This window comes from Bacillus yunxiaonensis, from assembly GCF_037104695.1.
In the GTDB taxonomy this organism is placed as follows: domain Bacteria; phylum Bacillota; class Bacilli; order Bacillales; family Bacillaceae_G; genus Bacillus_A; species Bacillus_A yunxiaonensis.
On the sequence record NZ_JBAWSV010000013.1, the window covers coordinates 35,318 to 61,587 of the forward strand.

General features: G+C 35.9%; 28 protein-coding genes. 19 read left to right on the forward strand and 9 right to left on the reverse strand.

Annotation, left to right across the window (positions count from 1 at the left end; genetic code table 11):
• Window positions 1-154 precede the first annotated feature (154 nt).
• The 3 genes from WAX78_RS23720 to WAX78_RS23730 all read right to left on the reverse strand — a co-directional run bounded on the left by WAX78_RS23720 (window position 155) and on the right by WAX78_RS23730 (window position 2,780).
• Window positions 155-988: an aldo/keto reductase gene (locus WAX78_RS23720; protein WP_336484500.1), complete on the reverse strand. Its 834-nt coding sequence runs from the start codon at window positions 986-988 to the stop codon at window positions 155-157.
• Between the two features lies 1 nt (window position 989).
• Window positions 990-1,793: a pyrroline-5-carboxylate reductase gene (gene proC, locus WAX78_RS23725; protein ID WP_336484501.1), complete on the reverse strand. Its 804-nt coding sequence runs from the start codon at window positions 1,791-1,793 to the stop codon at window positions 990-992.
• A gap of 135 nt (window positions 1,794-1,928) precedes the next feature.
• Window positions 1,929-2,780, reverse strand: coding sequence for a GRP family sugar transporter (locus tag WAX78_RS23730; RefSeq protein WP_336484502.1), 852 nt, complete (start codon window positions 2,778-2,780; stop codon window positions 1,929-1,931).
• 381 nt (window positions 2,781-3,161) lie between these two features.
• On the opposite strand from WAX78_RS23730, the gene WAX78_RS23735 reads away from it, so the two are divergent.
• Window positions 3,162-3,704 carry a GNAT family N-acetyltransferase gene (locus tag WAX78_RS23735; RefSeq protein ID WP_336484503.1) on the forward strand — a complete coding sequence of 181 codons (543 nt, stop codon included), beginning with the start codon at window positions 3,162-3,164 and terminating at the stop codon, window positions 3,702-3,704.
• Window positions 3,705-3,727: 23 nt separating this feature from the next.
• Here WAX78_RS23735 and WAX78_RS23740 read toward each other — a convergent pair whose 3' ends face one another.
• The 3 genes from WAX78_RS23740 to modA all read right to left on the reverse strand — a co-directional run bounded on the left by WAX78_RS23740 (window position 3,728) and on the right by modA (window position 5,800).
• Window positions 3,728-4,216 carry an NUDIX hydrolase gene (locus WAX78_RS23740; RefSeq protein WP_336484504.1) on the reverse strand — a complete coding sequence of 163 codons (489 nt, stop codon included), beginning with the start codon at window positions 4,214-4,216 and terminating at the stop codon, window positions 3,728-3,730.
• Between the two features lie 100 nt (window positions 4,217-4,316).
• Window positions 4,317-4,991 (reverse strand): molybdate ABC transporter permease subunit, encoded by a 675-nt coding sequence (modB, locus tag WAX78_RS23745; RefSeq protein WP_336484505.1) that lies wholly within the window; start codon window positions 4,989-4,991, stop codon window positions 4,317-4,319.
• Between the two features lie 8 nt (window positions 4,992-4,999).
• Window positions 5,000-5,800 carry a molybdate ABC transporter substrate-binding protein gene (gene modA, locus WAX78_RS23750; protein WP_336484506.1) on the reverse strand — a complete coding sequence of 267 codons (801 nt, stop codon included), beginning with the start codon at window positions 5,798-5,800 and terminating at the stop codon, window positions 5,000-5,002.
• Between the two features lie 164 nt (window positions 5,801-5,964).
• Between modA and WAX78_RS23755 the strand changes: the two genes are divergently transcribed.
• The 4 genes from WAX78_RS23755 to WAX78_RS23770 all read left to right on the forward strand — a co-directional run bounded on the left by WAX78_RS23755 (window position 5,965) and on the right by WAX78_RS23770 (window position 9,955).
• Window positions 5,965-6,894 (forward strand): helix-turn-helix transcriptional regulator, encoded by a 930-nt coding sequence (locus WAX78_RS23755; RefSeq protein WP_336484507.1) that lies wholly within the window; start codon window positions 5,965-5,967, stop codon window positions 6,892-6,894.
• Window positions 6,895-7,121: 227 nt separating this feature from the next.
• Window positions 7,122-7,730, forward strand: a complete 609-nt coding sequence (locus WAX78_RS23760) for a lysophospholipid acyltransferase family protein (protein ID WP_336484508.1) — start codon at window positions 7,122-7,124, stop codon at window positions 7,728-7,730.
• 768 nt (window positions 7,731-8,498) lie between these two features.
• A complete protein-coding gene (locus WAX78_RS23765; protein WP_336484509.1) occupies window positions 8,499-9,257 on the forward strand; it encodes a TatD family hydrolase in 759 nt (252 codons plus the stop codon).
• A 164-nt stretch (window positions 9,258-9,421) separates the two neighbouring features.
• Window positions 9,422-9,955: a transglycosylase SLT domain-containing protein gene (locus tag WAX78_RS23770; RefSeq protein ID WP_336484510.1), complete on the forward strand. Its 534-nt coding sequence runs from the start codon at window positions 9,422-9,424 to the stop codon at window positions 9,953-9,955.
• Window positions 9,956-9,973: 18 nt separating this feature from the next.
• On the opposite strand, the gene WAX78_RS23775 is transcribed toward WAX78_RS23770, so the two are convergent.
• Window positions 9,974-10,741 (reverse strand): DUF4931 domain-containing protein, encoded by a 768-nt coding sequence (locus WAX78_RS23775; RefSeq protein ID WP_336484511.1) that lies wholly within the window; start codon window positions 10,739-10,741, stop codon window positions 9,974-9,976.
• Between the two features lie 31 nt (window positions 10,742-10,772).
• Window positions 10,773-11,078: a YciI family protein gene (locus tag WAX78_RS23780; protein WP_336484512.1), complete on the reverse strand. Its 306-nt coding sequence runs from the start codon at window positions 11,076-11,078 to the stop codon at window positions 10,773-10,775.
• Between the two features lie 92 nt (window positions 11,079-11,170).
• Between WAX78_RS23780 and WAX78_RS23785 the strand changes: the two genes are divergently transcribed.
• The 8 genes from WAX78_RS23785 to WAX78_RS23820 all read left to right on the forward strand — a co-directional run bounded on the left by WAX78_RS23785 (window position 11,171) and on the right by WAX78_RS23820 (window position 19,355).
• Window positions 11,171-11,374, forward strand: a complete 204-nt coding sequence (locus WAX78_RS23785) for a hypothetical protein (protein ID WP_336484513.1) — start codon at window positions 11,171-11,173, stop codon at window positions 11,372-11,374.
• Between the two features lie 299 nt (window positions 11,375-11,673).
• Window positions 11,674-11,808, forward strand: coding sequence for an RAxF-45 family protein (locus WAX78_RS23790; RefSeq protein WP_098309333.1), 135 nt, complete (start codon window positions 11,674-11,676; stop codon window positions 11,806-11,808).
• Between the two features lie 132 nt (window positions 11,809-11,940).
• The gene (gene abc-f / locus WAX78_RS23795; protein ID WP_336484514.1) at window positions 11,941-13,830 is read left to right on the forward strand and encodes a ribosomal protection-like ABC-F family protein; all 1,890 of its coding nucleotides are present in this window, start codon (window positions 11,941-11,943) and stop codon (window positions 13,828-13,830) included.
• Window positions 13,831-14,064: 234 nt separating this feature from the next.
• A complete protein-coding gene (locus WAX78_RS23800) occupies window positions 14,065-15,258 on the forward strand; it encodes a sensor histidine kinase (protein WP_336484515.1) in 1,194 nt (397 codons plus the stop codon).
• Window positions 15,255-15,917, forward strand: a complete 663-nt coding sequence (locus WAX78_RS23805; RefSeq protein WP_336484516.1) for a response regulator transcription factor — start codon at window positions 15,255-15,257, stop codon at window positions 15,915-15,917. Before WAX78_RS23800 ends, WAX78_RS23805 begins: the two co-directional genes overlap by 4 nt.
• Window positions 15,918-16,055: 138 nt before the next feature.
• On the forward strand, window positions 16,056-16,988 hold the full coding sequence (locus WAX78_RS23810; protein ID WP_336484517.1) for an ABC transporter ATP-binding protein: 933 nt from the start codon (window positions 16,056-16,058) through the stop codon (window positions 16,986-16,988).
• A 12-nt stretch (window positions 16,989-17,000) separates the two neighbouring features.
• Window positions 17,001-18,197 (forward strand): ABC transporter permease, encoded by a 1,197-nt coding sequence (locus WAX78_RS23815; protein ID WP_336484518.1) that lies wholly within the window; start codon window positions 17,001-17,003, stop codon window positions 18,195-18,197.
• Window positions 18,198-18,209: 12 nt separating this feature from the next.
• A complete protein-coding gene (locus WAX78_RS23820) occupies window positions 18,210-19,355 on the forward strand; it encodes an ABC transporter permease (protein ID WP_336484519.1) in 1,146 nt (381 codons plus the stop codon).
• 16 nt (window positions 19,356-19,371) lie between these two features.
• On the opposite strand, the gene WAX78_RS23825 is transcribed toward WAX78_RS23820, so the two are convergent.
• Window positions 19,372-19,572 (reverse strand): hypothetical protein, encoded by a 201-nt coding sequence (locus WAX78_RS23825; protein WP_336484520.1) that lies wholly within the window; start codon window positions 19,570-19,572, stop codon window positions 19,372-19,374.
• A gap of 291 nt (window positions 19,573-19,863) precedes the next feature.
• Here WAX78_RS23825 and WAX78_RS23830 point away from each other — a divergent pair, with 291 nt between their 5' ends.
• From WAX78_RS23830 to WAX78_RS23855, 6 genes are all read left to right on the forward strand, one after another.
• On the forward strand, window positions 19,864-20,001 hold the full coding sequence (locus tag WAX78_RS23830) for a hypothetical protein (RefSeq protein WP_336484521.1): 138 nt from the start codon (window positions 19,864-19,866) through the stop codon (window positions 19,999-20,001).
• 428 nt (window positions 20,002-20,429) lie between these two features.
• On the forward strand, window positions 20,430-22,154 hold the full coding sequence (locus WAX78_RS23835; RefSeq protein ID WP_336484522.1) for an ABC transporter substrate-binding protein: 1,725 nt from the start codon (window positions 20,430-20,432) through the stop codon (window positions 22,152-22,154).
• A 107-nt stretch (window positions 22,155-22,261) separates the two neighbouring features.
• Window positions 22,262-23,218, forward strand: a complete 957-nt coding sequence (locus WAX78_RS23840) for an ABC transporter permease (protein ID WP_336484523.1) — start codon at window positions 22,262-22,264, stop codon at window positions 23,216-23,218.
• 13 nt (window positions 23,219-23,231) lie between these two features.
• On the forward strand, window positions 23,232-24,155 hold the full coding sequence (gene opp4C, locus WAX78_RS23845; RefSeq protein WP_336484524.1) for an oligopeptide ABC transporter permease: 924 nt from the start codon (window positions 23,232-23,234) through the stop codon (window positions 24,153-24,155).
• A gap of 10 nt (window positions 24,156-24,165) precedes the next feature.
• Window positions 24,166-25,146 carry an ABC transporter ATP-binding protein gene (locus WAX78_RS23850; protein ID WP_336484525.1) on the forward strand — a complete coding sequence of 327 codons (981 nt, stop codon included), beginning with the start codon at window positions 24,166-24,168 and terminating at the stop codon, window positions 25,144-25,146.
• On the forward strand, window positions 25,143-26,108 hold the full coding sequence (locus tag WAX78_RS23855) for an ABC transporter ATP-binding protein (protein WP_336484526.1): 966 nt from the start codon (window positions 25,143-25,145) through the stop codon (window positions 26,106-26,108). Before WAX78_RS23850 ends, WAX78_RS23855 begins: the two co-directional genes overlap by 4 nt.
• The last annotated feature ends 162 nt before the right edge of the window (window positions 26,109-26,270 follow it).

Genomic DNA, 26,270 nt, shown 5'->3' on the forward strand with positions numbered 1-26,270 from the left:
TCCATCAGTGGGGGTCTTACTGCCCGTTAATGCGGGATAAAGAAAAGGGTATCCGTTTTTGTTAAAGCATCATAGATACAATGAGTAAACAAGTAAGTTGTATTCAGTTTTTTAAAGAGAAGAAAGCCACTATGTATATATAGTGGCTTTCTTTCTAAAAGTTAAAATTATCCGGATCTGGCCCAACACGGTGATTTTCGTTTAGAGATTGAATTGCTTTCATATCTTCAGTAGTTAATTCAAAATCAAAGATGTCTGCATTTTCAATAATGCGATTCTCTTTTACGGATTTTGGAATTGTCACAACTTCATTTTGCAGATCCCAGCGTAAAATGATTTGTGCAGTTGATTTGTTATACTTTGCTGCGATTTTCTGTAATGTTGGATGGTCAAGTAATTGGCCTTGCATTAATGGTGACCATGCTTCTAATTGAACGCCATGTTCTTTACAAAAAGTATGCAGTTCTTCTTGCGTTAAGCGCGGGTGATATTCTACTTGGTTAATCATTGGTTTGATCTCCGCATCTTCTAATACGTCTTGTAAATGGTGAACTTGGAAGTTACTTACACCAATAGCACGAACACGACCATCTTTATAAAGCTTTTCTAATGCTTTCCACGTTTCTTTATATTTACCTTTTACAGGCCAATGTACTAAGTATAAATCTAGGTACTCTAAGCCAAGCTTTTGTAGACTTGTTTCGAAAGCTTGTAGCGTAGATTCATAACCTTGATCACTATTCCATACTTTTGAAGTAATAAATAGTTCTTCGCGAGGTACGTTGCTTTCACGAATGGCTTGCCCAACACCCTCTTCATTTTTGTATACAGCAGCTGTATCGATGCTGCGGTAGCCATTTTTAATCGCTGTTTTTACAGAATGAATAACTTCTGAGCCGTCTTCTACTTTAAAGACACCTAAACCAAACCATGGCATTTTCACACCATTATGTAAAGTTGTGCAATCTTGTAAGCTCGTTAATTTCACTTTAATTCCCCCTAGCTTTTTTATTTGTTGCTTCAATTGCTTGGTGAAGGATCTTTGAGAAATTATGCTCATATAAAACTTTTAAACCTTCTGCAGTTGAGCCACCTGGCGTTGTCACTTGTTCACGCAGCATAGCTGGATCTTGTTCTTGCTCGAGCATAGCAGCAGAACCTGCAATCATTTGAATGACAAGATGTTTTGCTGTTGCTTCATTAATTCCATAACTTTTTGTTGCCTCAATTAGACCTTCAGCAAAGTGGTAAAGGAAGGCTGGTGCACTGCCAGTAACAGCAGTTAGTTGATGAATTTCTTCTTCTGTGCAAAGTTGTGATGTACCAATGCCTTTTAAAAGCAGTTGCAGTGTTTCTTGCTGTTCTTCACTTACGGAATGTCCCATCGTATATAAGGAGATAGACTGTCCAATCGTCGCAGCTGTATTTGGCATAATCCAGGCAACTGGTGTACCTTGAGGAAGTTTTTCTTCTAAGTAAGATGGGCCAATTCCAGCAGCAACAGTCACTACAAACTGATGAGTTAGAAGAGGAGATAATTCCGCTAATAACTGTTCATGTGCAGCTGGTGGCATTGCTAAAACGATGGTATCCACAACTTTGATGTACTGTTTCCAATCATTTGTAGTTGATACGCCATATCGTTGCTCTAATTGCTTGAGTTTTTCTGTATCGCTTCGATTGGATACAATAATTTCTTCGATGTATTCTTTACTCGTCTTAAGTAGACCAGTAAATATTGCTTCTGCCATACGTCCGGCACCAATAAATAAAATTCGTTGTTTCTTTTGCATATCCTTTAATCCTTCCTATAGGAAATGTAGTAACAAAACGATAACATTGATGAAAGATAATTGTAAAAAGAAAAGACTTGAGCATAAAAAAATCCTAGTCTCAGAAAGTATCATTTCCGAAACTAGGATATATCATTAAGACTTTGTCATACCAAGAAGAACTGCACCGCCAATAATTAATGCACTACCAAGTGCGATAAATACCATTTGGCGTTTTGTTTTCTTTTCACCCAAGAAGATGATTGCACCAAATGTTGAGATAATGATTCCAGTTTGGGATAACGAGAAACTTGTTGCAACACCAACTTTTGGTTGAGAAAGGAATAAGAATAAGTTACCTGTACCCCATAATAAACCAGATAAGATATTACGAATTGCATATTTGTTAAATGGTTTATGTTTAGCTGTTAGTATAACAGCTCCAACGAACATACCAACTGCTTGAGGTAAAATAGCAGACCAGCCATCAACGTTGTACCAGCGAATAATGACTACATATACAAGGTAACCAAAAGTAGAGGTAATTAGAGTAACGATTCCTTTTTTTAGTTGTCCAGGTGGCTGTGCATTTTCTTTATCATCTAAAGAAGTAAAAACAACACCAATCACAATTAAAAGGATTGCAATCGTTCCCAGAATGATTGTAGTAGTTGTTGTCCATTCATGAAATGCGATAACCCCAAAGATAGTAGTAGCTACAAGCTGCATACCTGTTGAAATGGTAACAGTTGTTGAAACGCCTATTGTTTGAACTGTTTTTAATTGATTGACTTGCCCTAAAGCCCAAAATAAACCTGAAATAAAGCCAACAATTAATATAGTTAAGGATAATGCAGGTGTTGTAAATGCATACATAATTGTTGCGAAGACTAGAGCACCAATTGTCATACCTACCGTTTGGCTATATGCACCACCGCCCATTTTTACACTTATTAATAAAATATTTCCCCATGCTAATGCAGGAAGAAGTGCTAATAAAATGTCCATTACAAGACTCCCTTCTTGTTATATCAATAAAATGCATTCCGTTCTAACAATCGGTAATTTCCTACTTAAGAAGTAGAGGATTACCGATTGTTAAAACATGACTCCACATCTATGAAGTAGTGCTGTGAATAAGAAGAGCACTATCATTATATAAATGCGTTTTCATTTATTCCTTTTTTTGCACCCTCATATAATAACAGGAAAGTATCTCGTTTAGAAAGTAAATTCAAATAGAATGTATATTTCTATGAATGTGAAAAATTTTAATATTTTATAAAGGTATGAAAAGGTAGATAGGTTCAAAGGGGACTAGAGTTTTGAATGGTGATGGAATATTCTGTATAATTAATTTAGAGACTTAATTAAAAAGGGGGGGGAGATTTGGAATTTCATGCAATTCAAGAGAAGGGAATAGGTAAAATTCAAGCTGTAAGAGCAAACGAAAGTCATGTTGAAGGGATTGCGAAGGTTTGTACAGATGGATGGTTAGCGACATATGATGGTTTACATAGTCAAGAATATATCGATCGTGTAATTGAAGAGTACTATAATCATGAGCGTATTCATAAGGAAGTGCTGACAGATAATGAAAATTGGTATGGATGGTTCGTCGCATTGGAAAACGAAAAAGTTGTTGGAGCGATTGGCGGAGGAACGACAGGTGAAAAGCGAGGAGAAATTTTTGTCTTATATTTAGATCCGAACCGAAGAAGAGAAGGGATTGGGACATTGTTAGTAGATTATTTTACAGAAATTCAAAAAGAAAAAGGGATTTTAGAGCAGTGGGTGTCGGTTGCCGAAGGGAATAAAAAAGGAATACCCTTTTATGAAGCAAAAGGATTTGTAAAACAGTTTGAACGTCCGAGTCAAGGAAGTACAGAAGAAGAACCGGCTGTATCTTGTAGGTACTGCCGAAATATATAGCAAAATAGCCTCCGCTAAAGAGGCTATTTTACATTTACATGTTCCTTTTGTTCGTAGTGCACAAGCTGATTATTGTGGAAAACAGAAGTATGGTCATATACGCCTTCTTCTTGTAAAACCGTCGGTAAAAATTGTTTTGTTAAAGAGTTTACTCCTCTATTTTCTTTAGATAAAATCCAAGAAATGTGTTTCCAATCTAAAATTCCTTCAACCACTTTTTTCGGAGTGTGATAAGAAATATGAGCTGGGAGATTTGCGGTAAAAAGGTATAATCCACTGAAATTTGCATTGTCAGTTTTCCATGATAACGTTCCTTTATAGGTAACTTCTTGGTTTGTTAATTGTAGCCCGGTTTCTTCTTCAATCTCACGTAGAATGCATGCCATTGGTGTTTCGTTTTCTTCCATTTTACCTCCAACACCATTCCAAAGGCCTTGCAGTGGTGCTTTCTCTCGATTTAGCATTAATATTTCATCATCTTTTCTTATAAAACAAAGTGTTTGATTAAACATGAAATTCCTCCTTTTCTTCTATAATTCTACAAGGAAGTCGTATTTTCATCTCATTTCGCGGGAAATAATCAAAAAAGAGCAGCTTTGTCGAAAGCTGCCCTTAGGAAGATATTACTTTTTTGTTTATAAGCTGAATGAATAACAGAAAGATAAGCGACATACCAACAGTTGTGAGAACGAGTGCCCACGCAAGTGACATGTTACTCGCATCAATTGCCATGTAGATTGCAGTTGGAATTGTTTGTGTTTTACCAGGAATGTTTCCAGCAAACATAAGCGTTGCACCAAATTCTCCTAGGGCACGTACGAAACTTAAAATCATTCCGCCAAGTAGAGAAGGGAAAGCAAGTGGTAATGTTACATATAAGAACACTTGTATTTCAGTTGCTCCGAGGTCTCTAGCACCATCTTCAATTTGTTCATTAGCTATGATAAACCCTGTTTTTGCTGATTGGTACATAAGTGGAAATGCAACCACAGTTGAAGCGATAACAGCGGCCCAATATGTGAACATAATAGATTGTTGAAACAAAGTTTCTATCCACTGGCCAATGGGACTGTTTTTTCCAAAGATAATAACAAGAAAAAATCCAATTACAGTAGGCGGGAGTACCATTGGCAATAAGAAAAATGTTTCTAATAAAACTTTATAGCGTTTTGACGAACGAGCTAGAACACGTCCAATAATTGTTCCAAACACCATCACGATTATAGTGGCAAGTGCAGCAACTTTTAGTGAAAGAATGATAGGCGACCAAAATGCATCAAATATCATAATGATTACTACAGCACTGTAAAACCATATTTTTTAAAGATCGCTATAGCGTCTTTAGACTGTAAATATTCATAAAAAGCGGTTGCCTCTTTTTTATGTTTCGTTGCTTTTATAACACCTAGTGGATAGTGAATTGGTTCGTGTGAATTTGTTGGTGCTGTGTTAGCGATTTTTACTTTCTTAGAAATAAGTGCATCTGTTTTATAAACAATCCCTGCATTAACGCTTCCTGTTTCCACATATGTTAATACTTGGCGTACATCTTTTGTGTATACCATTTTACTTTGGAGATTGTCCCAAAGATTTAGGTGAGTAAGGGCCTCTTTAGCGTATTTGCCTGCTGGAACAGATTCAGGTGTACCTAATGCAATTTTTGCCACTTGTTCTTCTTTTAATGTTTGAAAATCTTTTATGTTACTATCTTTTGGGACAACTAATACTAACTCATTGCCGAGTAGATTTTTTCCTTCTTTTTGATCAATGATTCCTTTGCTCACAAGTGTTTGGAATTTGTCTTCTGCGGCCGAGAAAAATAGATCGACAGGAGCTCCTTGTTCAATTTGTTGCTGAAGAGCGCCAGAACTTCCAAAATTAAATGACAACTTTACATTTGGTTCTTTCTTTTCATATTGTGTTTGAATGTCTTTTAGTGCGTCTTGTAAACTAGCTGCAGCAGAAATGGTAAGTTCAATGTTTTCTTTTTTAGCAGTCGTTTTTTCTTGTTTACTTGTGTTTGTACATCCCGTACTTATTACGAGAAGTAGCACGAGTAAAATACTGCAAATAAAACGAAATATGTGCTTGTTCATCTTCATTTCTCCTTTCTTTCATCCCTTTTTAATTATAACTAATTATATCTAATTATAAATAGTTATAATTAGATATGTTGTGATTTTTCTCACGATAGTAAAAATAAATAGAAGAAAAACTGTTGTTTTTGTTACAATGAAGGCAGAAAGCGAGGAATCGGCTTATGGATCATCATTCCTACACAACAGAAGAAGTAGCGAAACGATTAAAAGTATCGAAATTAACAGTGTATGATTTGATTAAAAAAGGTGATTTGCCCTCTTATCGAGTTGGTAGGCAAATGCGTATTGATGCGAGTGATTTAGAGCGATATATTACAGAGATGAAAACAGGGAAGATACAAGCTGATTCATCATCTATACAGGTAATAAATCAAACGAACAAATCCCATTCTTGTATTATTAGCGGGCAAGATCTGTCTCTAGATATGTTAACCAAACATCTAGAAAATCATTTGAAAGCTCCTAATATACTAAGGGCATATCAAGGGAGCTTAGCAAGTTTAATTCAAATGTATCAAGGAAAAGGAGATATTGTAAGTCTCCATTTGTTCGATGGAGATACAGGAGAATACAACATTCCGTATGTGAAACGAATTTTAGTTGGACAACCTTGTATTGTTATTAATTTATTATCAAGAACATCCGGTTTTTATGTGCAAAAAGGAAATCCGAAACGCATAAAGACATTACATGATTTATGTGATGCATCCATTCAATTTGTAAATAGGGAAAGAGGATCTGGTATTCGTGTCCTTATTGATGAACAATTGCGCATAAATGGAATATCTAAAAAGAGTATTGTCGGGTATGACTGGGAAGAGTCCAACCATATTGGCGTTGCTTCTCAAGTAGCGAATGGAAAAGCGGATGTAGGGATAGGGACAGAAAAGGTAGCGCAAATTGTAAATATAGATTTTGCTCCACTTATACAAGAACGTTATGATTTAGTGATTTTAAAAACAGAAGAAAATACTGCGTTGATTGAAACAGTAAAAAAAGTATTACAGTCTTCTGAATTTCAAAATGAACTGCGTGCTATTGGTGGTTATGATATAAGTAAAACAGGTAAAATTATGTATGAAACAAATTAAAAAGAGCTGCTTGTCATCCTACAAGCAGCACTTTTTATATGTATATTAAGGGATACTTTTTTGTTCTAGCATAAGAATCGGGGGATAAGATTTCATTGTTCGTAAGGAATTATGGATAACATTTTAAAATTTGTCACTTATTTTTATTACTAACTATTAATACTTAGTGTTATAATTGAAAGTAGATACAGTTATAAAAAATTGAATTGTAGAAAGGAACAGATCGAATGTATACATTCATTACAAGGTCGTTGAAATATATATTTAAAACTTTCGGAAAAGTAGAAGTATATGGAAAAGAAAAATTACCGCAAGACGGAGCGTATGTTGTAGCTTGTACGCATACAAGCTGGATGGACGTTGTAATGCTAGCAACGGGAATGTTACCAACGAAAATTCATTACATGGCGAAAAAAGAATTGTTTCAAAGTAAATTTGGGAATTGGTTTTTTAAGAATGTAAATGCCTTCCCGGTTGATCGTGAAAATCCAGGGCCAAGTACACTGAAAATTCCATCTAGGTTATTAAAAGAAGGAAAAGTTGTTGGGATTTTTCCGAGCGGAACGAGATCTGCAGAAGCGACTTCACTGAAAGCTGGCGCTGTTACGATTGCCCTTCGCTCTAATGTTCCGTTAGTTCCAGCTGCATACATTGGGCCTAATAATTTAAAAGACTTGTTTCGTGGAAAAAGGGCGCAGTTAATTTTTGGTGATCCGATTAAAGTGGAGCAAGCATCGCAGATGGATCGTAAAGAAGTGATGCAACTAATGACAGAAAAATTAAATGAGACGTTTGCACAGTTAAAAGAAGCGTTACAAGAGGGTAAAATAGCATAAGGAAAATGGGAAAAGACGACCTGGCATAAAAGGTCGTCTTTTCGGTTTTATCTATATAAGGGGAAAGGGGAACACAAAATTATATAAGACTCATTGCGGTAGTATAAATTCATGCTGTAAGAAGAGCCGCACTGTTAGCGAGTCCATTAGAATCTCTCCTTACTTGTTTAATATAGTAAAAACAGTTTTTAGATGCTTTGTTTCTGACTTAATTGTACGAAATAGGAGGAGTTATAACTATCGAATTAGCTTACAGTAGCATTACATTTTTGTAAGGTACGTGTAATGTAATTCGATGGTTGTACTTAGTAGTATTGCTTACAATAAAGGCAGAAAGAATGAAATATGTCTTTCTGTCTGAAACAATGATGTGATGAAAAGGATTAACAACCAACTAATTGTAAGCCTCATCTCAAGAGAGATGGGGCTATTTTTTTAAAACCTTACAAAAATGTAAGGTTAACGTAAGTAAATTCGATGGCTCTTTTGTCATATTTCGCTCATAATGAAAACAAATACAAGAAGTTAGGGAGATTATAGAAGGGAGACAAGAGGGATGCAAAAAGAAGAAGTAGTTAAGTTTTCATTTGTAGAGTGTTTTAGCTACTTTGGCGTTGCGATTGCATGTATTGGGATTTTTGATGTGATTACCAATTTCATTGTTTAATAGATAGATGAACAAGAAGGATAGCCTTCTTGTTTTTTTATTATACATACCTTTTAGAACTTTAGAAAATTATATTAAAATAAGAGAAAGAGGTGATAGAAATGAGATGGATCGATAGTCATATACACTTGGATCAATATAAAAAAGAAGAGCAAACACAGTTAATTAAAGATATACAAAAGGCGAAGGAAATCACAGGAATGATTGCTGTTTCCATGAATTATCATTCTTGTCAACAAACGTTGGAGTTAGCAAAGAACTATTCGTTTATATATCCAGCTCTTGGATATCATCCTGAGCAGGACATTGATTTCAAACAATGTGAAAAAATTTATCAACTAATTGAAAAAGAAGCACATAACATTGTAGCGATTGGAGAAGTTGGTTTACCCTATTATTTACGACAAGAAAATCCAAATTTGTTATTGAAACCATATATTGAAATACTAGAAAGGTTCATATACTTGGCTCGAAAATATGATTTGCCAATTGTATTACACGCTGTGTATTCCGACGCAGAGGTTGTTTGTGATTTACTTGAATCTTATCAAATACGCCGAGCTCACTTTCATTGGTTTAAGGGGAGTCAACAAACGATGGAGAGAATGATAGAGAATGGGTATTATATCTCTATTACACCTGACATTGTATACAAAGAAAAAATTAAGGATATTGTTGCTTTTTATCCATTATCGCACATTATGGTAGAAACGGATGGGCCGTGGAAATTTAATGATGAAATGACGCATCCGCATATGATTTTGCAAGTGTTAAAGAGTGTGAGTGAAGTAAAAGGATTAGCACTTGAAGATGCAGCGGAAACTATTTATAAAAATACAGTTCAATTTTATAAAATATAATAGGAATATTACTTTTTCATGTATGTTTCGTATCTTCTGCATCACAAAATCAGACCTCAGAAGGATGTCGGTATTGAATATTCTTGGTATGATAGATAATGAAGCAATTGTATATATGTAAGGCTGAAAGGGGACAAATTTCAGCGAAAGAAGAGGTAAGATACGTGAAGAAGTTCTTTATAGGGTTCTTAGCAGTTGTGGGAATATATATGTTTTTTCGGGGCGAATCAAAAGGAATGGAAAGAGCTATAAATCAACCAAGCTATGTTGATTCAGAAGAAGCAAAACAGATGAAACAAATTATTAGCGAAGAGGCTAAGAAATATAATCTCCCAGAATGGATACCTCTTACAATTGCCGAGCATGAGAGTCGTCTAAATCCAAGAGCCGTTGGCGATCATGGAACATCATTTGGGCTATTTCAATTGCATCGCGGTGGTGGAATTGCTCCTGAGCATGTAACAGATGAGCAATTAAAAGATCCGCGAACAAATGCTCAAATTGCCATGCCTCATTTGGCAAAAGGGTATAAAAGAGGTATACAGAAGGGTTTAACAGAATTTGAGTTACTAAAATATACAGCGAATACATCCGGCTGGCCTGGTAATCTTGGAACGGAGTGGACGGATAAAAATATGAATTACAACATCGGGTTAGAGGATGTGTATTATAAAAATAAAGGTGTTATGAAAGAGTAGGTTGTATGATGACCTACTCTATTTTTCTATAAAATATGTCCTTAACTGTTCTTTTACTCCCTGTAATTGTGTAGAAACTTGAGGAATGTTGTAGCCAACGTATAACGGTGAAACAACGAAACGAGGAACAATTTTGCATATAACTTGTCTATCTAGTTTGTAAAAAAACATGTTATAGCTATTACACCCCTTATGAAAATCGTGTAATACGTAGCGTACAGTTTTTTGAATATAGTCGGCCATCAGATCAATTTGATTCATATTTTCTATTATAATGTTAAACTCTGTAAAACCGATAATTGGATGAGTAGAAATATTTAGTTCAATTCCGTATTCTTTGCTTACAAGGATTCCTTGGAAATGCTCTGTTCTTACATTTTGTCGATAGTCGACTTGCTCCATACCAATAATTTGCATATGTGCATGGTGGATTGTTCCCCCTGATAGCGGTCCATGGTTTTTATATAAAATGGCAGATTGGAATTTTCCGCTTTCTTCTAATGATAACCAGTGCTTAACTGAAAATCGGATAAGCTTTCGCATATGCTTTTGTGTATAGGTTGCAATATGATCGTGACAATTATCAGTTTCGATAATGACCGTTTGTAATGTATTTTGTAATGTCGGATATTTATTTTTTAGCCAAATAATTGTTTCATCCGTTTCTAAAATATTGCTTAGTTGTGTTTGATCGCAAAATGGGCAAGCTGTTTCTTTATTTTGCATGCTGTTTGGCTTTTGTTGTCCAATCTGATTTAAAAAGAATAGCTGTTGTTGTGTCTCCATTTTTCTCCCCCTGTAACCGTATGTATATGAATTATCCTATATTTGGCGTATCGTTAATGAATATTTGAAAAGGGTCTGCGTATTTTGTTGGTGTAAATTCAATAATTTCATAACGAGCAATGTTATGAATATAAAAAGGATCTTCTGCAATAATTGTTTCTACCTCTTGTTCAGATACAGCATTCATTAAAATGATTCCACCAACGCGAGGGTTACGGCGCCCTGAAAATATAAACTTGTTTAGATCATAGTATTTATCTAAAAATTGAATATGCTCCTCCAGATAATGCTCTACAACTTCAAGTGGTTGGATATAATTTACCATTGTTAAAAACATATTTCTCCCCCTATTTGCCATATTCCAACTAGTACATATTCGTGAAAAGTCATTTTAAATCCTTTATAGTGGGATTAGGGAAAAATTAGAGAATGGAATTATCATATGAAAGAAGAAAGAAATGTGTCGTTTCCAATAAAACGAGGTTTGTCATCGCATATCGCTTATCAACAATACTACAAGTGGATCAAATTCTTGTAGTAGAGGATGGGAATATTACCGGTGTAGGTACGTATGAGAAACTTATGGAGAATCATGCATATTACAAAAAATTGTACAACAGCAATTTGTGGTAGAGCAAAACAAAGACGAGATACCCTGCCTAATTTAGGATATCTCGTCTTTACTTTTTTCGTCGTCTTTTCATGAATTGTTAATTTCATCAACAATTGGTTTTGCATCAACTAAAATTTGAATAACAGTTTTTACAATATCTATCATGTGCTATGCCTCCTTTTATTTTTGAACCACAGCTGTCTTTTATGTATGAATGTGTCTATTTACATTATTTTCAGAAAAATGACTATCCAAACGTATTTTAGGAGAGTATAATAAAATGGTAAGTATAAAATTCCGTACGAAAGAGGTGAAAGAGATGAATCGTTCTATAGTTGTACGCACGCAATTTTTAGATTTTATCTACATTTGTCGTGCAATTTTTCATCGTGTAGTTGCTAACGGGATACGTATGCCCTTTTTTAGCAATTTCATAACAACTATTGAACGATAGAGGTCTCTTCACCCATTTTATAGAAACGTGTGAAAAGGGAACTATGGTGGTTCCCTTTTCTATTTTGAAATAAAAGCCGTGGGTAAGGTTCTTTACTCATGGCTTTTTTACGTTGAAAGGAGTACGGAACAGATGATGATTTGTAGTGTAAACAATATAGCGAAGACATTTGGTGGAAATATTATATTTGAAAATATATCGTTTGAGATAAAGGAAGGCGACCGCATTGGTTTAGTTGGTCGTAACGGTAGTGGTAAAACAACAATTTTTCAACTGTTAACGGGAATAGAACATGTGGATGGCGGTGCTATTCATATGAAGAAAGGTACGCGTATTGGTCATGTTGCCCAAATTCCGAAATTTACTGAAGGGATGACTGTATATGATGTATTACGTTCTGCATTTGCGAAAGAGCAAGCATTAGAAAGGAAGATGCGTGAACTCGAACAGAAGATGGCAGAAGAGCATGAGGCGAGTGTTACGGAAAAAATGATGACGGAGTACGGAGAAATACAGGAGCAGTTTTCCTTTTTAGGTGGTTATGAAGTCGAAGCGAATATCATGAAAGTCGCTAATGGACTGCAAATAACAGAATTATTTCCGCGAAGTTTTATAGAGCTAAGCGGTGGTGAACAGACGAAAGTAAGCCTAGCTTATATGCTCCTTAAGAAGCCAGACTTATTATTTCTCGATGAGCCGACAAATCATTTAGATTTATTCGCGGTGGAATGGCTTGAGCAATTTTTAAAGGAATACGGTGGGACAGTTGTTGTGATTTCACATGACCGTTATTTTTTAGATGAAGTCGTAACGAAGATTTTTGATTTAGAAGATGGAGAATTGCATGTATATCATACGAACTATTCACAGTTTGTAAAGAAGAAAGAAGAAAGATTACTGCAAGAGTTCCAAGCGTATCAAGAGCAGCAAAAGAAAATAAAGAAAATGAAAGAGGCAATCAAAAGACTTAGGGAGTGGGCTAACCAGGCGAATCCGCCTAATGAAGGATTGCATAAACGCGCCCGCAATATGGAACGTGCTTTAGAGCGTATGGAAAAATTGAAGAAGCCTGTCTTAGAGCATAAGCAAATGGGGCTTCAGTTTGAAGGGCAAGAACGCAGTGGGAAAGATGTTGTTATCATGAAAGAAGTCGGAAAGAATTTTGGTGAACGTATTTTATTTCAAAATGTAGAATTACATGTTCGTTTTCAAGAGCGAGTTGCGATTGTTGGACGTAATGGCACAGGAAAGACAACATTATTGAATTTATTACTACAAGAAATGAATCCAGATGTGGGTAAAATTCGTATCGGGAGTGGAGTAAAGCTAGGCTATTTGTCTCAACATATGATCGTTAACGGTAAACAAACGGTGTTAGAAATGTTTCGAGAACAGATAGCAGTAACAGAAGGAGAAGCCCGCCATATACTTGCTCGCTTTTTATTCTACGGACCAGCTGTATTTAAAAAGGTGAATCAATTAAGCGGGGGCGAGCGAATGCGTTTGCGGTTAGCGCAGCTTATGCATCAAGATATTAATTTTCTTGTACTCGATGAACCGACAAACCATCTTGATATTGAATCGAGAGAAGTATTAGAAGAAGCGCTTGAACAGTATAATGGAACGATTCTGGCTGTATCCCATGACCGTTATTTCTTAAATAAATTGTTTGCGAAAACGTATTGGATTGATAATCAAACAGTGTATGGATTTGCTGGGAATTATGCTTGGGCACGCGAGAAGTGGCAGGAGAGAAGAGAAAAAGAACAACAAACTGTTACTGTTGTACAAAAGGAAAAAATAGTAGCTGTGTCAAAACAAATACCTATAGATAAAGGCATTATAAATTTGGAAGAGCAGCTTATAAGTGTGGAGAAAAGTATATACGAGTTAGAATGCAAAATGTCTGAAACGACAAATGTTGTAGAGTTGGAGAGCCTATATAATGAAAAAGAGCAAAAAGAATTATTAAGAACAAAATTATATGAGGATTTAGAGAATAGTATGGATATGAAGAATTAAAAAGCTGGTGTATGCCAGCTTTTTTAGTTCGTGTGTATTCATTCCGCATTAATAGGCGGTAAGATCTGCATTAATGAAAGTTTCGCAGTGTTTTACATTTATTGTTATTAACTTCCTTTTAGTATATTATTAAGATGTTTTGATTATCGTTTTTTTTATTTCTAAAAAGGAGGTTCATAAAGAGGGGGAGAATATGAAATTTGTATATTTTGTTTGAATACGAGGTGAAACTGTATGCTAGGATATGCCCGGCTACTTACGATTGTTCTCATTTGTATTGTGTATGCTCTGCAGGTTCCACATGGAGTACTAGGACTACAAATATTTGTTGGCACTGCCTGTTTGATTTATGCTGTGAATCATTTTTTACTTATGATGTCGCATAACAGGGAGCGGCGGATATTTTTTATATTATTATCTAATGGAATTGTAACAGTTATATTTGGATTTTTATTTCCAAAGGTAGACCTGTATTTAATCTTATTTGGTGTAGATGCAGTAATTTTATTTGTTAATATTCAATCGAAAGTTATAGTTCGCTTTTTTATAGGTTTTTTCTTTATATGCTGGTTTGCTATTTTAATATATTCGTATCAATATTTTGGAGAGCTTGAAATTTGGGGGAATATTATAACATTTATGTTCGTTGTATTTAGTGCTCTTAGTGGAGGGCTAATTAAAAAATTAATGTTAGCTCGCCAAACAGTAGATGAACAGTATGAAAAATTGAATTCATCACATGCAGCACTTCAAGAAGCACATGAGCAATTGCGGCTATATGCAAAAGAAGTAGAAGAGTTAACGGCAGTTAAAGAAAGAAATGATATTGCACGTGAAATTCATGATACAGTCGGTCATAATATGACGGCATTACTTGTTCAATTACAGCTTGCTGAGGAGTTGTTGAAACAGAAATCAGATCAAACTGGAGCGGTTTTGCAAACATGTCATGAGTTAGCAAGGAAATCCTTACAAGAAGTAAGGGCATCGGTTCGAACTTTGAAAGAAGAAGAGAATGCAGGGGATTTAGTTGGTAATATTAGGAGGATGTTAAGTGAATTTTCGAAGGTAACAAATGTGAGAACGACATTTAAATTACATGGTGATCCAGTCACCATTCCGTTGTCACTCCATCCAACAATATTGCGTATTATGCAGGAGTCATTAACAAATGCAAAACGTCATGGTAAGGCAGCTACATGCGAAATCATGCTTTCTTGTTTGGATGGAAAAGTGCATTTATCTATTTCTGATGATGGAACAGGTGTAAATGAAGTGAATCCTGGTTTTGGACTTATTAATATGAAAGAACGTGTAGAAGAACGCGGGGGCATGATTCGGTTTGAAAGTGAAAAAGAGAAAGGGTTTCAATTAAAAGTGGAGTTCCCACTTCGAGAAAAGACGTGGGTAATAGGGGGAACGGTATGATTCGAATTATGATTGTTGACGATCAGTCGTTAGTTCGTGATGGATTAGCGATGTTATTAAATTTACGCCCAGAGCTTGAAGTGGTTGGAACTGCAAATAACGGGATGGAAGCTGTGCAAAAAGCTGAGGAATTTCAGCCTGAAATTATCTTAATGGATATTCGCATGCCTCATACAAATGGTGTAGAGGGAACACGTTTAATAAAGGAACAGTTTCCTAACATAAAAGTACTGATGTTGACCACGTTTAATGATAGTGAACTTATTTTTGAAGCACTTGAACAAGGAGCAAGCGGCTATTTATTAAAAGATATGGCGACAGATACAATTGTGCAGGCAATATTGACTGCACATGCAGGCGGAGTTGTACTTCCGCAAGATATAACCGCTCAAATTGTGAAAGAATTAAAGAGAACGAAAGTAGATAGTATTGCTGAGCAACGTGTTCCAGAACAAATAGGACAGTTAACAGAGAGAGAAATAGAAGTGTTGCGGGAACTAGGATATGGATTAAATAATAAAGAAATTGCGGAGAAGTTATTTATTACAGAAGGAACGGTAAAAAATCATGTCTCCAATATTATTAGTAAATTGGAGCTTCGCGATCGAACACAAGCAGCTATTTTTGCTGTGCGATATGGTGTGACAGCTTACATATGACTTTTGGCATAGATAAGTATGAAAAAGCAGCAGATAATGCTGCTTTTTTATTATGTATTTTCTATCTAAAGAGAGATGGAAATGCGATGGAATTCTTTTACAATCAGAATGAGATTACATTAAAGGGGTTGAATCGACATGTTAGTCGTAGATCATATTACAAAATCCTTTGGGAAAAAAGAGGTTGTGAAAGGCGTATCATTTTCGATTGAGAAAGGGGAAACTTTTGGATTACTTGGTCCAAATGGTGCAGGAAAATCAACAACAATCTCCATGATTTGCGGGCTCTTTCCATATGATAGCGGGGATATACGTGTTGGAGGGAAATCTGTGAAAGAGTATCCGATGGAAGCGAAACAAAAAATTGGTGTTGTTCCACAAGATATTGCTTTATATCCTACACTTTCAGCTAAAGAAAATTTAATTTTCTGGGGGAAAATGTACGGCCTTAGCGGAGCAACGGCGAAGAAGCGTGCAGATGAGGTGCTAACATATGTTGGTCTAGAAGACCGCGCTAAAGATAAAATTGAAACATTTTCAGGTGGTATGAAACGCCGCATAAATATTGGTGTAGCACTTATGCATGAACCTGAGCTATTAATTATGGATGAACCAACAGTCGGGATTGATCCGCAATCACGGAATCATATTTTAGAAACGGTGAAAAGGTTAAATGAAAAGGGAATGACAGTTATTTATACAAGTCATTACATGGAGGAAGTTGAATATTTATGTGAACGCATTGCAATTGTAGATCATGGCAAGGTAATTGCGCTTGGAACGAAAAGCGAACTATGCAATCGTCTTACAGATGGTTTTATGGTGAGGCTACAGGTTAATCGTTACAATCAAGAATTATTGCAGAAATTACAAGCACTCCCTGTTGTAGAACGTATTGTAGTCGATGAGGATTCTAATACCATTGATATTGCTCTCATTAATGGTGATGCAGTTGGTATGGTAGTTTCAGAGGTTGTCGGCAATCGGGTGCAAATTGTGAAGCTTGAAGTACAAGAACCGAATTTAGAAGCGCTCTTTTTACAATTAACGGGTCGTTCACTTCGTGATTAGGGGGGAGAGAGTATGAAAAGTTTTATTATCGCATGGAAAGATTTTAAGATACGATTTACAGATCGGCGCGGCTTTATGATGATGCTACTTATGCCGCTTTTATTAACAGCTATTTTAGGATCAGCTTTAAGTGGTTTCTTAAATGAGGGTGGATTACCAAAAACGGTAATTGGATACTACCAAGAAGATGAAGACACATTTACTAATATGTTTCGAACAGATGTATTAGAGGCAAAAGAAATAAAAGATGATGTGAAAGTTAAGAAAGTCTCCTCACGAACTGACTTAGAAGAGATGTTGAAGGAGAAAAAAATTGATGTTGGGATTATTATCCCGAAGCAGTGGAGTGAGCATATACAAGAGGGGAAACTCAAAGAAGTTGAACTGCTTACTGATCCTGCAAAAGACATACAAGCAAAGATTGCAGATTCATTGATTCGTTCCTTTTTTGAACGGGTGCAAACAACAGCCTTTACTACAAAGAGTGTGGTAACTGATTTAGCGCAATCTCAGCAAGGCAATGTGCAAGAAGTAGCAAAGAATGTCGGAACCGATTTACAAGCTATTGCAACTTCAAATAAAAGTGGAATTGAAACAGGTACAATTGGCAAGAAGACAGTTACTGCTATGCAATATTATGCTGCAGCGATGTTAGTTATGTTTCTACTATATAACGTAACAGTTGGCGCAAAATCAATTGTAGGGGAACAAAGAACAGAAACGTTAGCGAGGTTATTAACGACACCGACAAGTTCCTATTCTGTTTTGTTAGGTAAATTTTTCGGAACCTTACTATTTGCGTGTATTCAATTTGGCGTGTTTGTCATTGCAACCCATTATGCATTTGGTGTCAATTGGGGTGATGATATTGCGCAGCTTACTGTAGTAGGAATTTCCTATGCAATTTGTGTATCGGGCTTATCGATGTTGATTGCTGCATTTATTCGAGATGAAAAAACAGCAGATGTTATGGGGGGCATTGGTATTCAACTGTTAGCGATATTAGGAGGTTCTATGTTACCAATTTATGTATTTCCAGATACATTACAAAAGGTTGCTAATGTTGCGCCAAATAAATGGGCACTTACGAGTTTCCTAGATATTATGTCAGGAACGTCTTGGAATATGTTATTACCAATTATTTTAAGTTTATCTAGTGCTGGCATACTTTCCGTTATCATTGGAACATTACGGTTACGTACTAGATAGGAGGAGAGAGCAGTGAAAAAAATTTGGGCGATTTGTTCACTAGAGTTAAAACAAATATTGATGAAGCCACAAAATTATTTTCTTATGTTAGGTATGCCAATTGTTTTTACGTTAATTTTTGGCGGACTTCTAGGTGGAAGTGGTAATGATAAGGTGAAAATAATTTTAATTGATGAGGATCAATCAAAATTATCGGCTTCCTATTACGAATCCTTAACGCATAGCGATCTTGTAAGTGTGGAAAAAGGATCATATGAAGAGGCAATGAAGAAAATTGAAAATAAAAAAGCCTCCGGTATTGTAACGATTGCGAAGGGCTTTCAAAAGCATATACTAGATGGAGAAAATGCAAAAGTTCGGTTTCAATCTAGCGCCGATTTTACAGGAGGTGCTTCTGTAGAACAAGCGTTGGAGACTACATTAAAAAAAATGGAAATAGAAGTAAAAGGGGCAAATGAATGGAGTCAAAATAGCGGGAAGTCTTGGGAGATAATGTATGACAACATTCATGCAAAAGCGGAATCTGTTCATGTTCAAAAAGAATCTATTGTAACGGGGCAGAAAGAGATCAGCGGTGTATCAGCTAGAGCAGCAGGATTTTCAATTTTATTTGTAATGATTGTTATGCTCAGTGCAACAGGAACCATTTTAAAAGCAAAGCAAGTGGGTGTGTGGCATCGCTTGTTGGAAACACCTGTTACAAGAGCCCAAGTATTAGCTGGATATATTTTTTCATTCTTCCTAATTGGTTGGTTTCAATTTGGAACACTTATGATATTAACAAATCTATTATTTGGTGTACAGTGGGGAGATATGTTAGGGCTTATCGTTCTTGTCTCGGTGCTACTACTTGCTGTAATTGGTTTAGCTTTATTGTTAGCAAGTGTTGTGAAAACGACAGAACAACAATCAGCATTAGGAAACATCGTCATTATTTCGACTTGTATGATTAGTGGACTGTATTGGCCAATTGAAATAGAACCGGAGTTTATGCAAAAGATTGCTAACTTTGTCCCGCAAACATGGGCAATGCGTGGTTTTACGGAATTAATTGCTAAGGGAGGAGCACTGGCAGATATAACAGGATATGTTGGAGTGTTACTTCTTTTTGCTGGTATATTCTTTGTCATCGGTTTAACAAGAATACGTTATGATTGAAAAAAGAAAGCAGAATTTACAGCTTTGCACGCTGAATTCTGCTTTCTTTTTGTTGTTCTTCCGATGACCCAAGTGAAATGATAATAGCAATCCCGAACATGAAGAGAAACACTAAAAAGAGGACGAACGTCGGGAAGAACGGGAATAAGAGTAATGCTCCTAAAATAACGAGCATTAAACAAATATAGTTCAAAACATATAGGAATAACTTGTCCATGTTTTCTCCCCTTTATTAAGAATCTGTTATTATCGTATGCTCGTTTTATAAGAAATAGAATAAATTTTCAAGTGAGATTTTTGTATGTTGATAGAAAAATAGTTATGCTTGAAAGCGTTTTATATGTTAAAAGCGTTTTGTACTACTTTGTAAATTGTTTACATATAAATGTGAAAAGGATAATATGGGACTTAATTCATACTATTTTTGTATGAATTATAGGTTTAGTGAGAAAGGAGGAAGGATATATAGAATTTGTACTGTAGAATACATAGGTTAGGATGGGGAGAAATGAATAATAAACTTACAGCTGCCCTTGCTACATTTCTTAGTACTTCTTTTCTATTAACATCATGCGGGCAAAAGGAAGCAAGTTCAAATGAAAAAGTAAACGTACTAAAAGTAAAAGGTGAACTGATGGAATTTTAAATAGTTTATCCCGCTATTCGCGGGCAGTAAGACCCCCACCTCAAGATTCAGAGAAAATCGAAGAATATAAGTGGGGGATAACTGCCAGTAAAAGCCCGATTGGTTCTAGCCATCAGTGGGGGATGAAAAAACCCCCACTGATGGAAGTTTCACTTTATCAAAAATAACAATTCAATAAGTCTTTGGAAAAATATGATATAGAAAGAATTGACAAAATAAAGAAACGGATATAAGCTAATGTACATAAAGTATATAGGAAAAGTCGGAATAAGGTAGTTACCCCTCATGAAAAGTATGTTTTTATAAAATAAAACCCGACTTTTATGATGGAATATAATGTGTGTTTTAGGGAGACATACATGGAAGAAGGAAAATTAGAAAGGTAGTTCATGAGGTGTAATATTCTAGAGAAAGTTAAGGTGGGGACAATGAAGGGAAAATCAAAGAAATGGTTGGGAGTATTTTCGGTTTTACTGAGTAGTTCGCTTCTATTAACAGCATGTGGTCAGGAAGAAAAGGCATCTTCAGAGCCTGTAAAACAACAAGATTTAAAAGAAGCGAAAGTAGAAAAGATCGCAGCAACTGATAAATCAAAAAATCCAGAAAAAGCAAAACAGCGAAAAGATACGATTATTGCAGGTATTTCTAAGCCAGGTGGGGTTTTCTTGCCATACTTCCAAGAAAATGGTTGGGATGGAAATGTAACATCAGTTATCTTTGCTTCACTTGTCACAACTGATAAACAAGGAAAGCCAGTCCCGGATCTTGCAGAGAAATGGGATGTATCTTCCGATCAATTAACATATACATTCCACTTACGTAAAAACTTAAAATTTAGCGACGGTTCACCATTAACAGCAGACGATGTTGCGTTCACATTGACATTACTACACGATAAAGCGTATGAAGGTGACGAAGATATTTTACAGTTTGCGGTTAAAGGTGGAAAAGCGTATAAAGATGGAACAGCGACATCAATTGAAGGTATTAAAGTTGTTGATCCACAAACGATTAAAATTACGACAGAAAAAGTAAATTCTCAAGCGCTATTGCATCTTGGTGGACCTGTTCTGTCAAAAGCATATTATGGAAAAGATTATAAGCAAAACACAAATTTAAATTATTTGAAAGATCTATATGGTAAACCGATTGCGGCTGGTCCTTATAAATTTGAGCAGTATGTTCCGGGTCAAGAAGTTCGTTTCGTAGCAAATGAGAACTATTATGCTGGTAAGCCAAAAGTAAAAAACTTTATTTATAAGATTACAACTGCTGATACAAACTTCCAATTGTTCCAAACAGGTGAAACAGATTACGATGGATTTGCTGCAAATGGAGACAATGTTGAACAATTAAAAAGCTTGGGCTTTGCTAATATCAATCTCGAAACATCTAGTTCATTCTCCTATATTGATATGAACAGTAAAAAGCCATATTTACAAGATAAAAAGGTGCGTCAAGCATTGATCTACGGATTGGATCGTAAAAAATATGTTGATACATTCTTCCAAGGATATGGATCTGTAGCTAATGTACCAATTTCACCAGTTTCTTGGGCGTATACAGATGAAGGTATAAACAAATACGAATATGATTTAGAAAAAGCGAAGAAATTATTAGACGAAGCAGGATGGAAAGTTGGTTCTGACGGTATTCGTGAAAAAGATGGACAAAAATTAAAATTAAGTTATTACGCTGCAAGTGGAAGAAAACAGGAAGAGGTATTTATTCCAATCGCGAAAGAAAACTATAAAGCATTAGGTGTGGAATTTAACCCAGAGATGATGGATTTTAACACATTAGTTGCAAAATTACACAAAGGAGAGTATGACTTAGCAGCCGTCGCAACACCAGGTATCTCTGATCCAAGTGAACCAGTAGCTGACTACTTATCTACAAGTCCGAACAATAGTTCAGGATATAAAAATGCAAAAGTAGATGAACTTATTAAAAAAGGATTAGAAACGGTAGATATTGAGAAACGTAAGCCGATTTATAAAGAACTTTATAAAGAATTAAATGATGATCCACCGGTTATTTTATTAAGCTATCGTAAACTTCTGTATGCACACAATGCTCACGTAAAAGGTATCGATCCAGAAAAATACGATAGCATCATCTCAAACTTACCTGCTTTATCTATTGAAGAATAAAGATATATAAACGTGATAGAAGGCATTTTTTCATACAGTAAGCAAGCGGATGCTGTTGGGAAAATGTTCTTCTATTTTTAAGTATATAAGATTGGAGAGACGGAACGGTGAAGACGTATATCATTCGTAGATTTTTCCAGATGATTCCGACCTTACTTGGGGCCTCTATTATTATCTTTTTCTTATTTGCACTGCTTCCTGGTGACTACGTGGATTCAAATCCGAAGTTAACACCAGAGAGGGCACAAGAGCTAAGGGAATTATACGGATTAAATAAACCGATTATCGAACGTTATTTTCATTGGTTTGGAAATGCAATAACAGGGAACTTTGGTTTCTCATTACAATACCAAGAGTCTGTTACATCCTTATTGAATAAGTTTATTTGGAACTCGTTTATTGTTGCAGCTGCAGCTTTATTTTTCACATGGTTAATTGCACTTATTATCGGCGTTATTTCTGCAACAAAGCAATATTCACTGTTTGATGGGCTTGTTACACTTGGTGTATTTGCAGCAATGTCGTTTCCATCGTTTTTTATTGGTTTATTTATGATTAAAGTGTTTGCTGTTGATTTGAAATTATTACCAATTGGTGGAATGATTGATATCGGAAGTAACTCGACAGGTTTTACATATATATGGGAAGTTATAAGACATATGATTTTACCTGTATTTATTTTGACTCTTCTTGGGATAGGATCATTAACTCGTTATTTTAGAACAAGCATGCTGGAAGTTGTGCGCCAAGACTATATTCGAACTGCAAGAGCAAAAGGATTGAAAGAAAAGGTTGTTATCTATAAACACGCTTTGAAAAATGCAATTTTACCAGCGATTACATTACTTGCTTTTGAACTGCCGGGATTATTTTCAGGGGCAATTATTATCGAACAAATTTTTAACTGGCCAGGTGTTGGCCATATTCAATTAGAAGCATTAAGTTTCCGCGATTATCCTGTGTTAATGGCATTCACAATGTTTCTTTCTTTCTTAACTATTATCGGAAACTTTCTAGCGGATATATTGTATGCAGTTGTAGATCCGCGGATTCGATTGAAATGAGGAGGGAGATAACATGGAGAGCGTAACACAGAGTACAAACAAGAATCTGCAAAAGAAAAGGATAAAATCAGCTTCCCCGTGGCGTCAAGCATATAGCAGATTAAAGAAAAATAAACTGGCAGTATTCGGTCTTTATAGTTTAATTTTTATGCTTGTATTTTCCTTTATCAGCCCATTTTTTTCTCCTTATGTTTCAGGAACTGTGCAAGTGGGCCAAATTAATAAGCCGCCAACATTTTCGCATTGGCTTGGTACAGATCAACTTGGAAGAGACATTTTAACTCGATTAATGTTAGCGGGGCGAATTTCATTAACAATTGGTCTCGCATCCATGTTTTTATCTGTTATAATCGGCACGCTATTAGGAGCTATTTCAGGATTTTATCGAGGTGTGGTTGATCATCTTATTATGCGTATTGCAGATGTGCTAATGTCTATTCCTGGATTGCCGTTACTTATCATTATGGGTGCAATTTTATCAGAATGGAAATTGCCGTCTGAATATCGGATTTATGTTGTGATGATTATGCTAAGTTTAGTTGGATGGCCAGGTCTTGCAAGACTTGTGCGTGGTCAAATTTTAACTCTTCGTGAGCAAGCATTTATGCAAGCGGCGGAGGTATTAGGATTAAAAGATTATCGGAAAATTTTATATCATTTAATTCCAAATACCATTCCGCTTTTAATTGTTGTCGCAACATTAAATATAGCAGGAGCTATTTTAAGTGAGTCAGCGTTAAGTTATTTAGGATTAGGTGTTGTGCCGCCCACACCATCGTGGGGGAATATGATTAATGCAGCAAATTCATTAATTGATTTTCAAAAACGCCCATGGCTTTGGATACCGCCTGGTTTTGCGATTTTCTTGACAGTTGTATCTATTAATTTACTTGGTGATGCGCTTCGAGACGCATTAGATCCAAAATTGAAGCGGTAGGTGAGAAATCATGAGTAAAACATTGGTAGAACTAAAGGATTTACAGACACACTTTCATACAGAGGAAGGAACTGTAAAAGCGGTTAACCATGTTAGTTTTTCTGTAAGAGAAGGAGAAACGGTTTGTGTTGTCGGTGAGTCTGGATGCGGAAAGAGTGTAACAGCCCTTTCTATTATGGGGTTAATTGCGGATTCAGGAGAAGTGGTCGATGGAGATATTTTATTTGAAAATCGCAGCCTACTAGAAATGGATGAAAAAGAGATTCGGAAACTAAGAGGAAATGAAATGGCAATGATTTTTCAAGAGCCAATGACTTCGCTTAATCCGGTATTTACAGTAGGAGAACAGCTTGTAGAAGCATTGATGGAGCATGAAATTATTAGTAAAAAAGAAGCATATAAAAGGGCAATTAAATTAATCCGTAAAGTAGGCATCGCGCGTGCGGATGAAATTGTTCATTCTTATCCACATCAGCTAAGTGGCGGAATGCTGCAACGAATTATGATTGCCATAGCTTTAAGTTGTAACCCTAAGCTATTAATTGCGGATGAGCCAACAACAGCGCTTGATGTTACGATTCAAGCGCAAATACTAGATTTACTAAGACAAGTAAAAGGAGAGTTTAACACTTCTATTCTATTAATTACACATGATTTAGGTGTTGTGGCAGAAATGGCAGATTATGTAGTTGTTATGTACGGTGGTAAAGTGATTGAGGAAGCGCCTGTACTAGAGTTGTTTAAAAATCCAAAGCATCCATATACACAAGGGTTACTAAAATCAAAGCCTGTTATGGGCCAGCGGAAAGATCGGTTATATTCGATTCCAGGGCAAGTACCAAATCTAGTAGGATTGGGAGAATTTTGCTATTTTAGCGATCGTTGTGAGCATTGCATGGAAATTTGCCAAACGCAAACACCACAACTTCAAGGGCATGAAGGGACTCATAAAGTAGCTTGTTGGTTATATGAGGAGCGTGCAGGGCAATGAGTGAACCATTATTAGAAGTAAAAGACTTAAAAACATATTTTCCGATTTCAGGTGGTATCTTTGGTAGAACAGTAGGCCATGTAAAAGCAGTTGACGGTGTAAGTTTCACTATTAATAAAGGCGAGGTATTTGGTCTTGTCGGTGAGTCTGGTAGCGGTAAAACGACAATTGGCAAAACGATTCTTCGTTTAGTTGATAAAACAGAAGGTGAAGTGAAGTTTCAAGGACAAGATGTACATAAGTTGTCTAAGAAGGAATTACAGCAACTTCGTCCAAACATGCAACTCGTATTCCAAGATCCGTTCAGTTCATTAAACCCGAGAATGCGAATTGGTGATGCAATTGGTGAACCATTACTTGCACATGGCCTTGCGACGAAGGAAAATGTTCGTGAGAAAGTACTAGAGGTATTAGAGTTGTGTGGTTTAGCATCGTATCATATCGATCGTTATCCACATGAATTCTCTGGAGGGCAACGTCAGCGTATTGTTATTGCAAGAGCGATGGCACTAAATCCAGATTTCATCGTAGCAGACGAACCAGTTGCGGCTCTTGATGTATCGATTCAAGCGCAAATTATTAACTTGTTTAGTGAACTGCAGCGAAAAAAAGGACTATCGTATTTATTTATTTCCCATGATTTAAGTGTAGTTGAGCATTTATGTACGAAAATTGGGATTATGTATTTAGGAACGATTGTAGAAACAGCACCGCGTGATGAATTATTTGCAAATCCGCTCCATCCATATACGAAGGCGCTGTTGTCTGCGGTTCCTATTCCGGATCCAGCTATAAAGCGGGAACGGATTATTTTACAAGGTGATATTCCAAGTCCAGCAAATCCACCTGCAGGTTGTCGGTTTCATACACGTTGTCCGTTTGCGACAGATATTTGTAAGAAAGAGGTACCGGAATTTCGGAATGTTGGTAGTGAGCATTATATTTCGTGCCATCATGTATAAGGGAATAAACCCTCACTTCATTATGAAGTGAGGGTTTATGATGTATGAAGATGGAATACGTTATGCAAATATAGTTGCTGTATACATAAAAAGATATAATATTTTTTCTGAATCTTTTTATAAATTTGATGAATATTGTATTTTTTGACCACCTTGTTACAA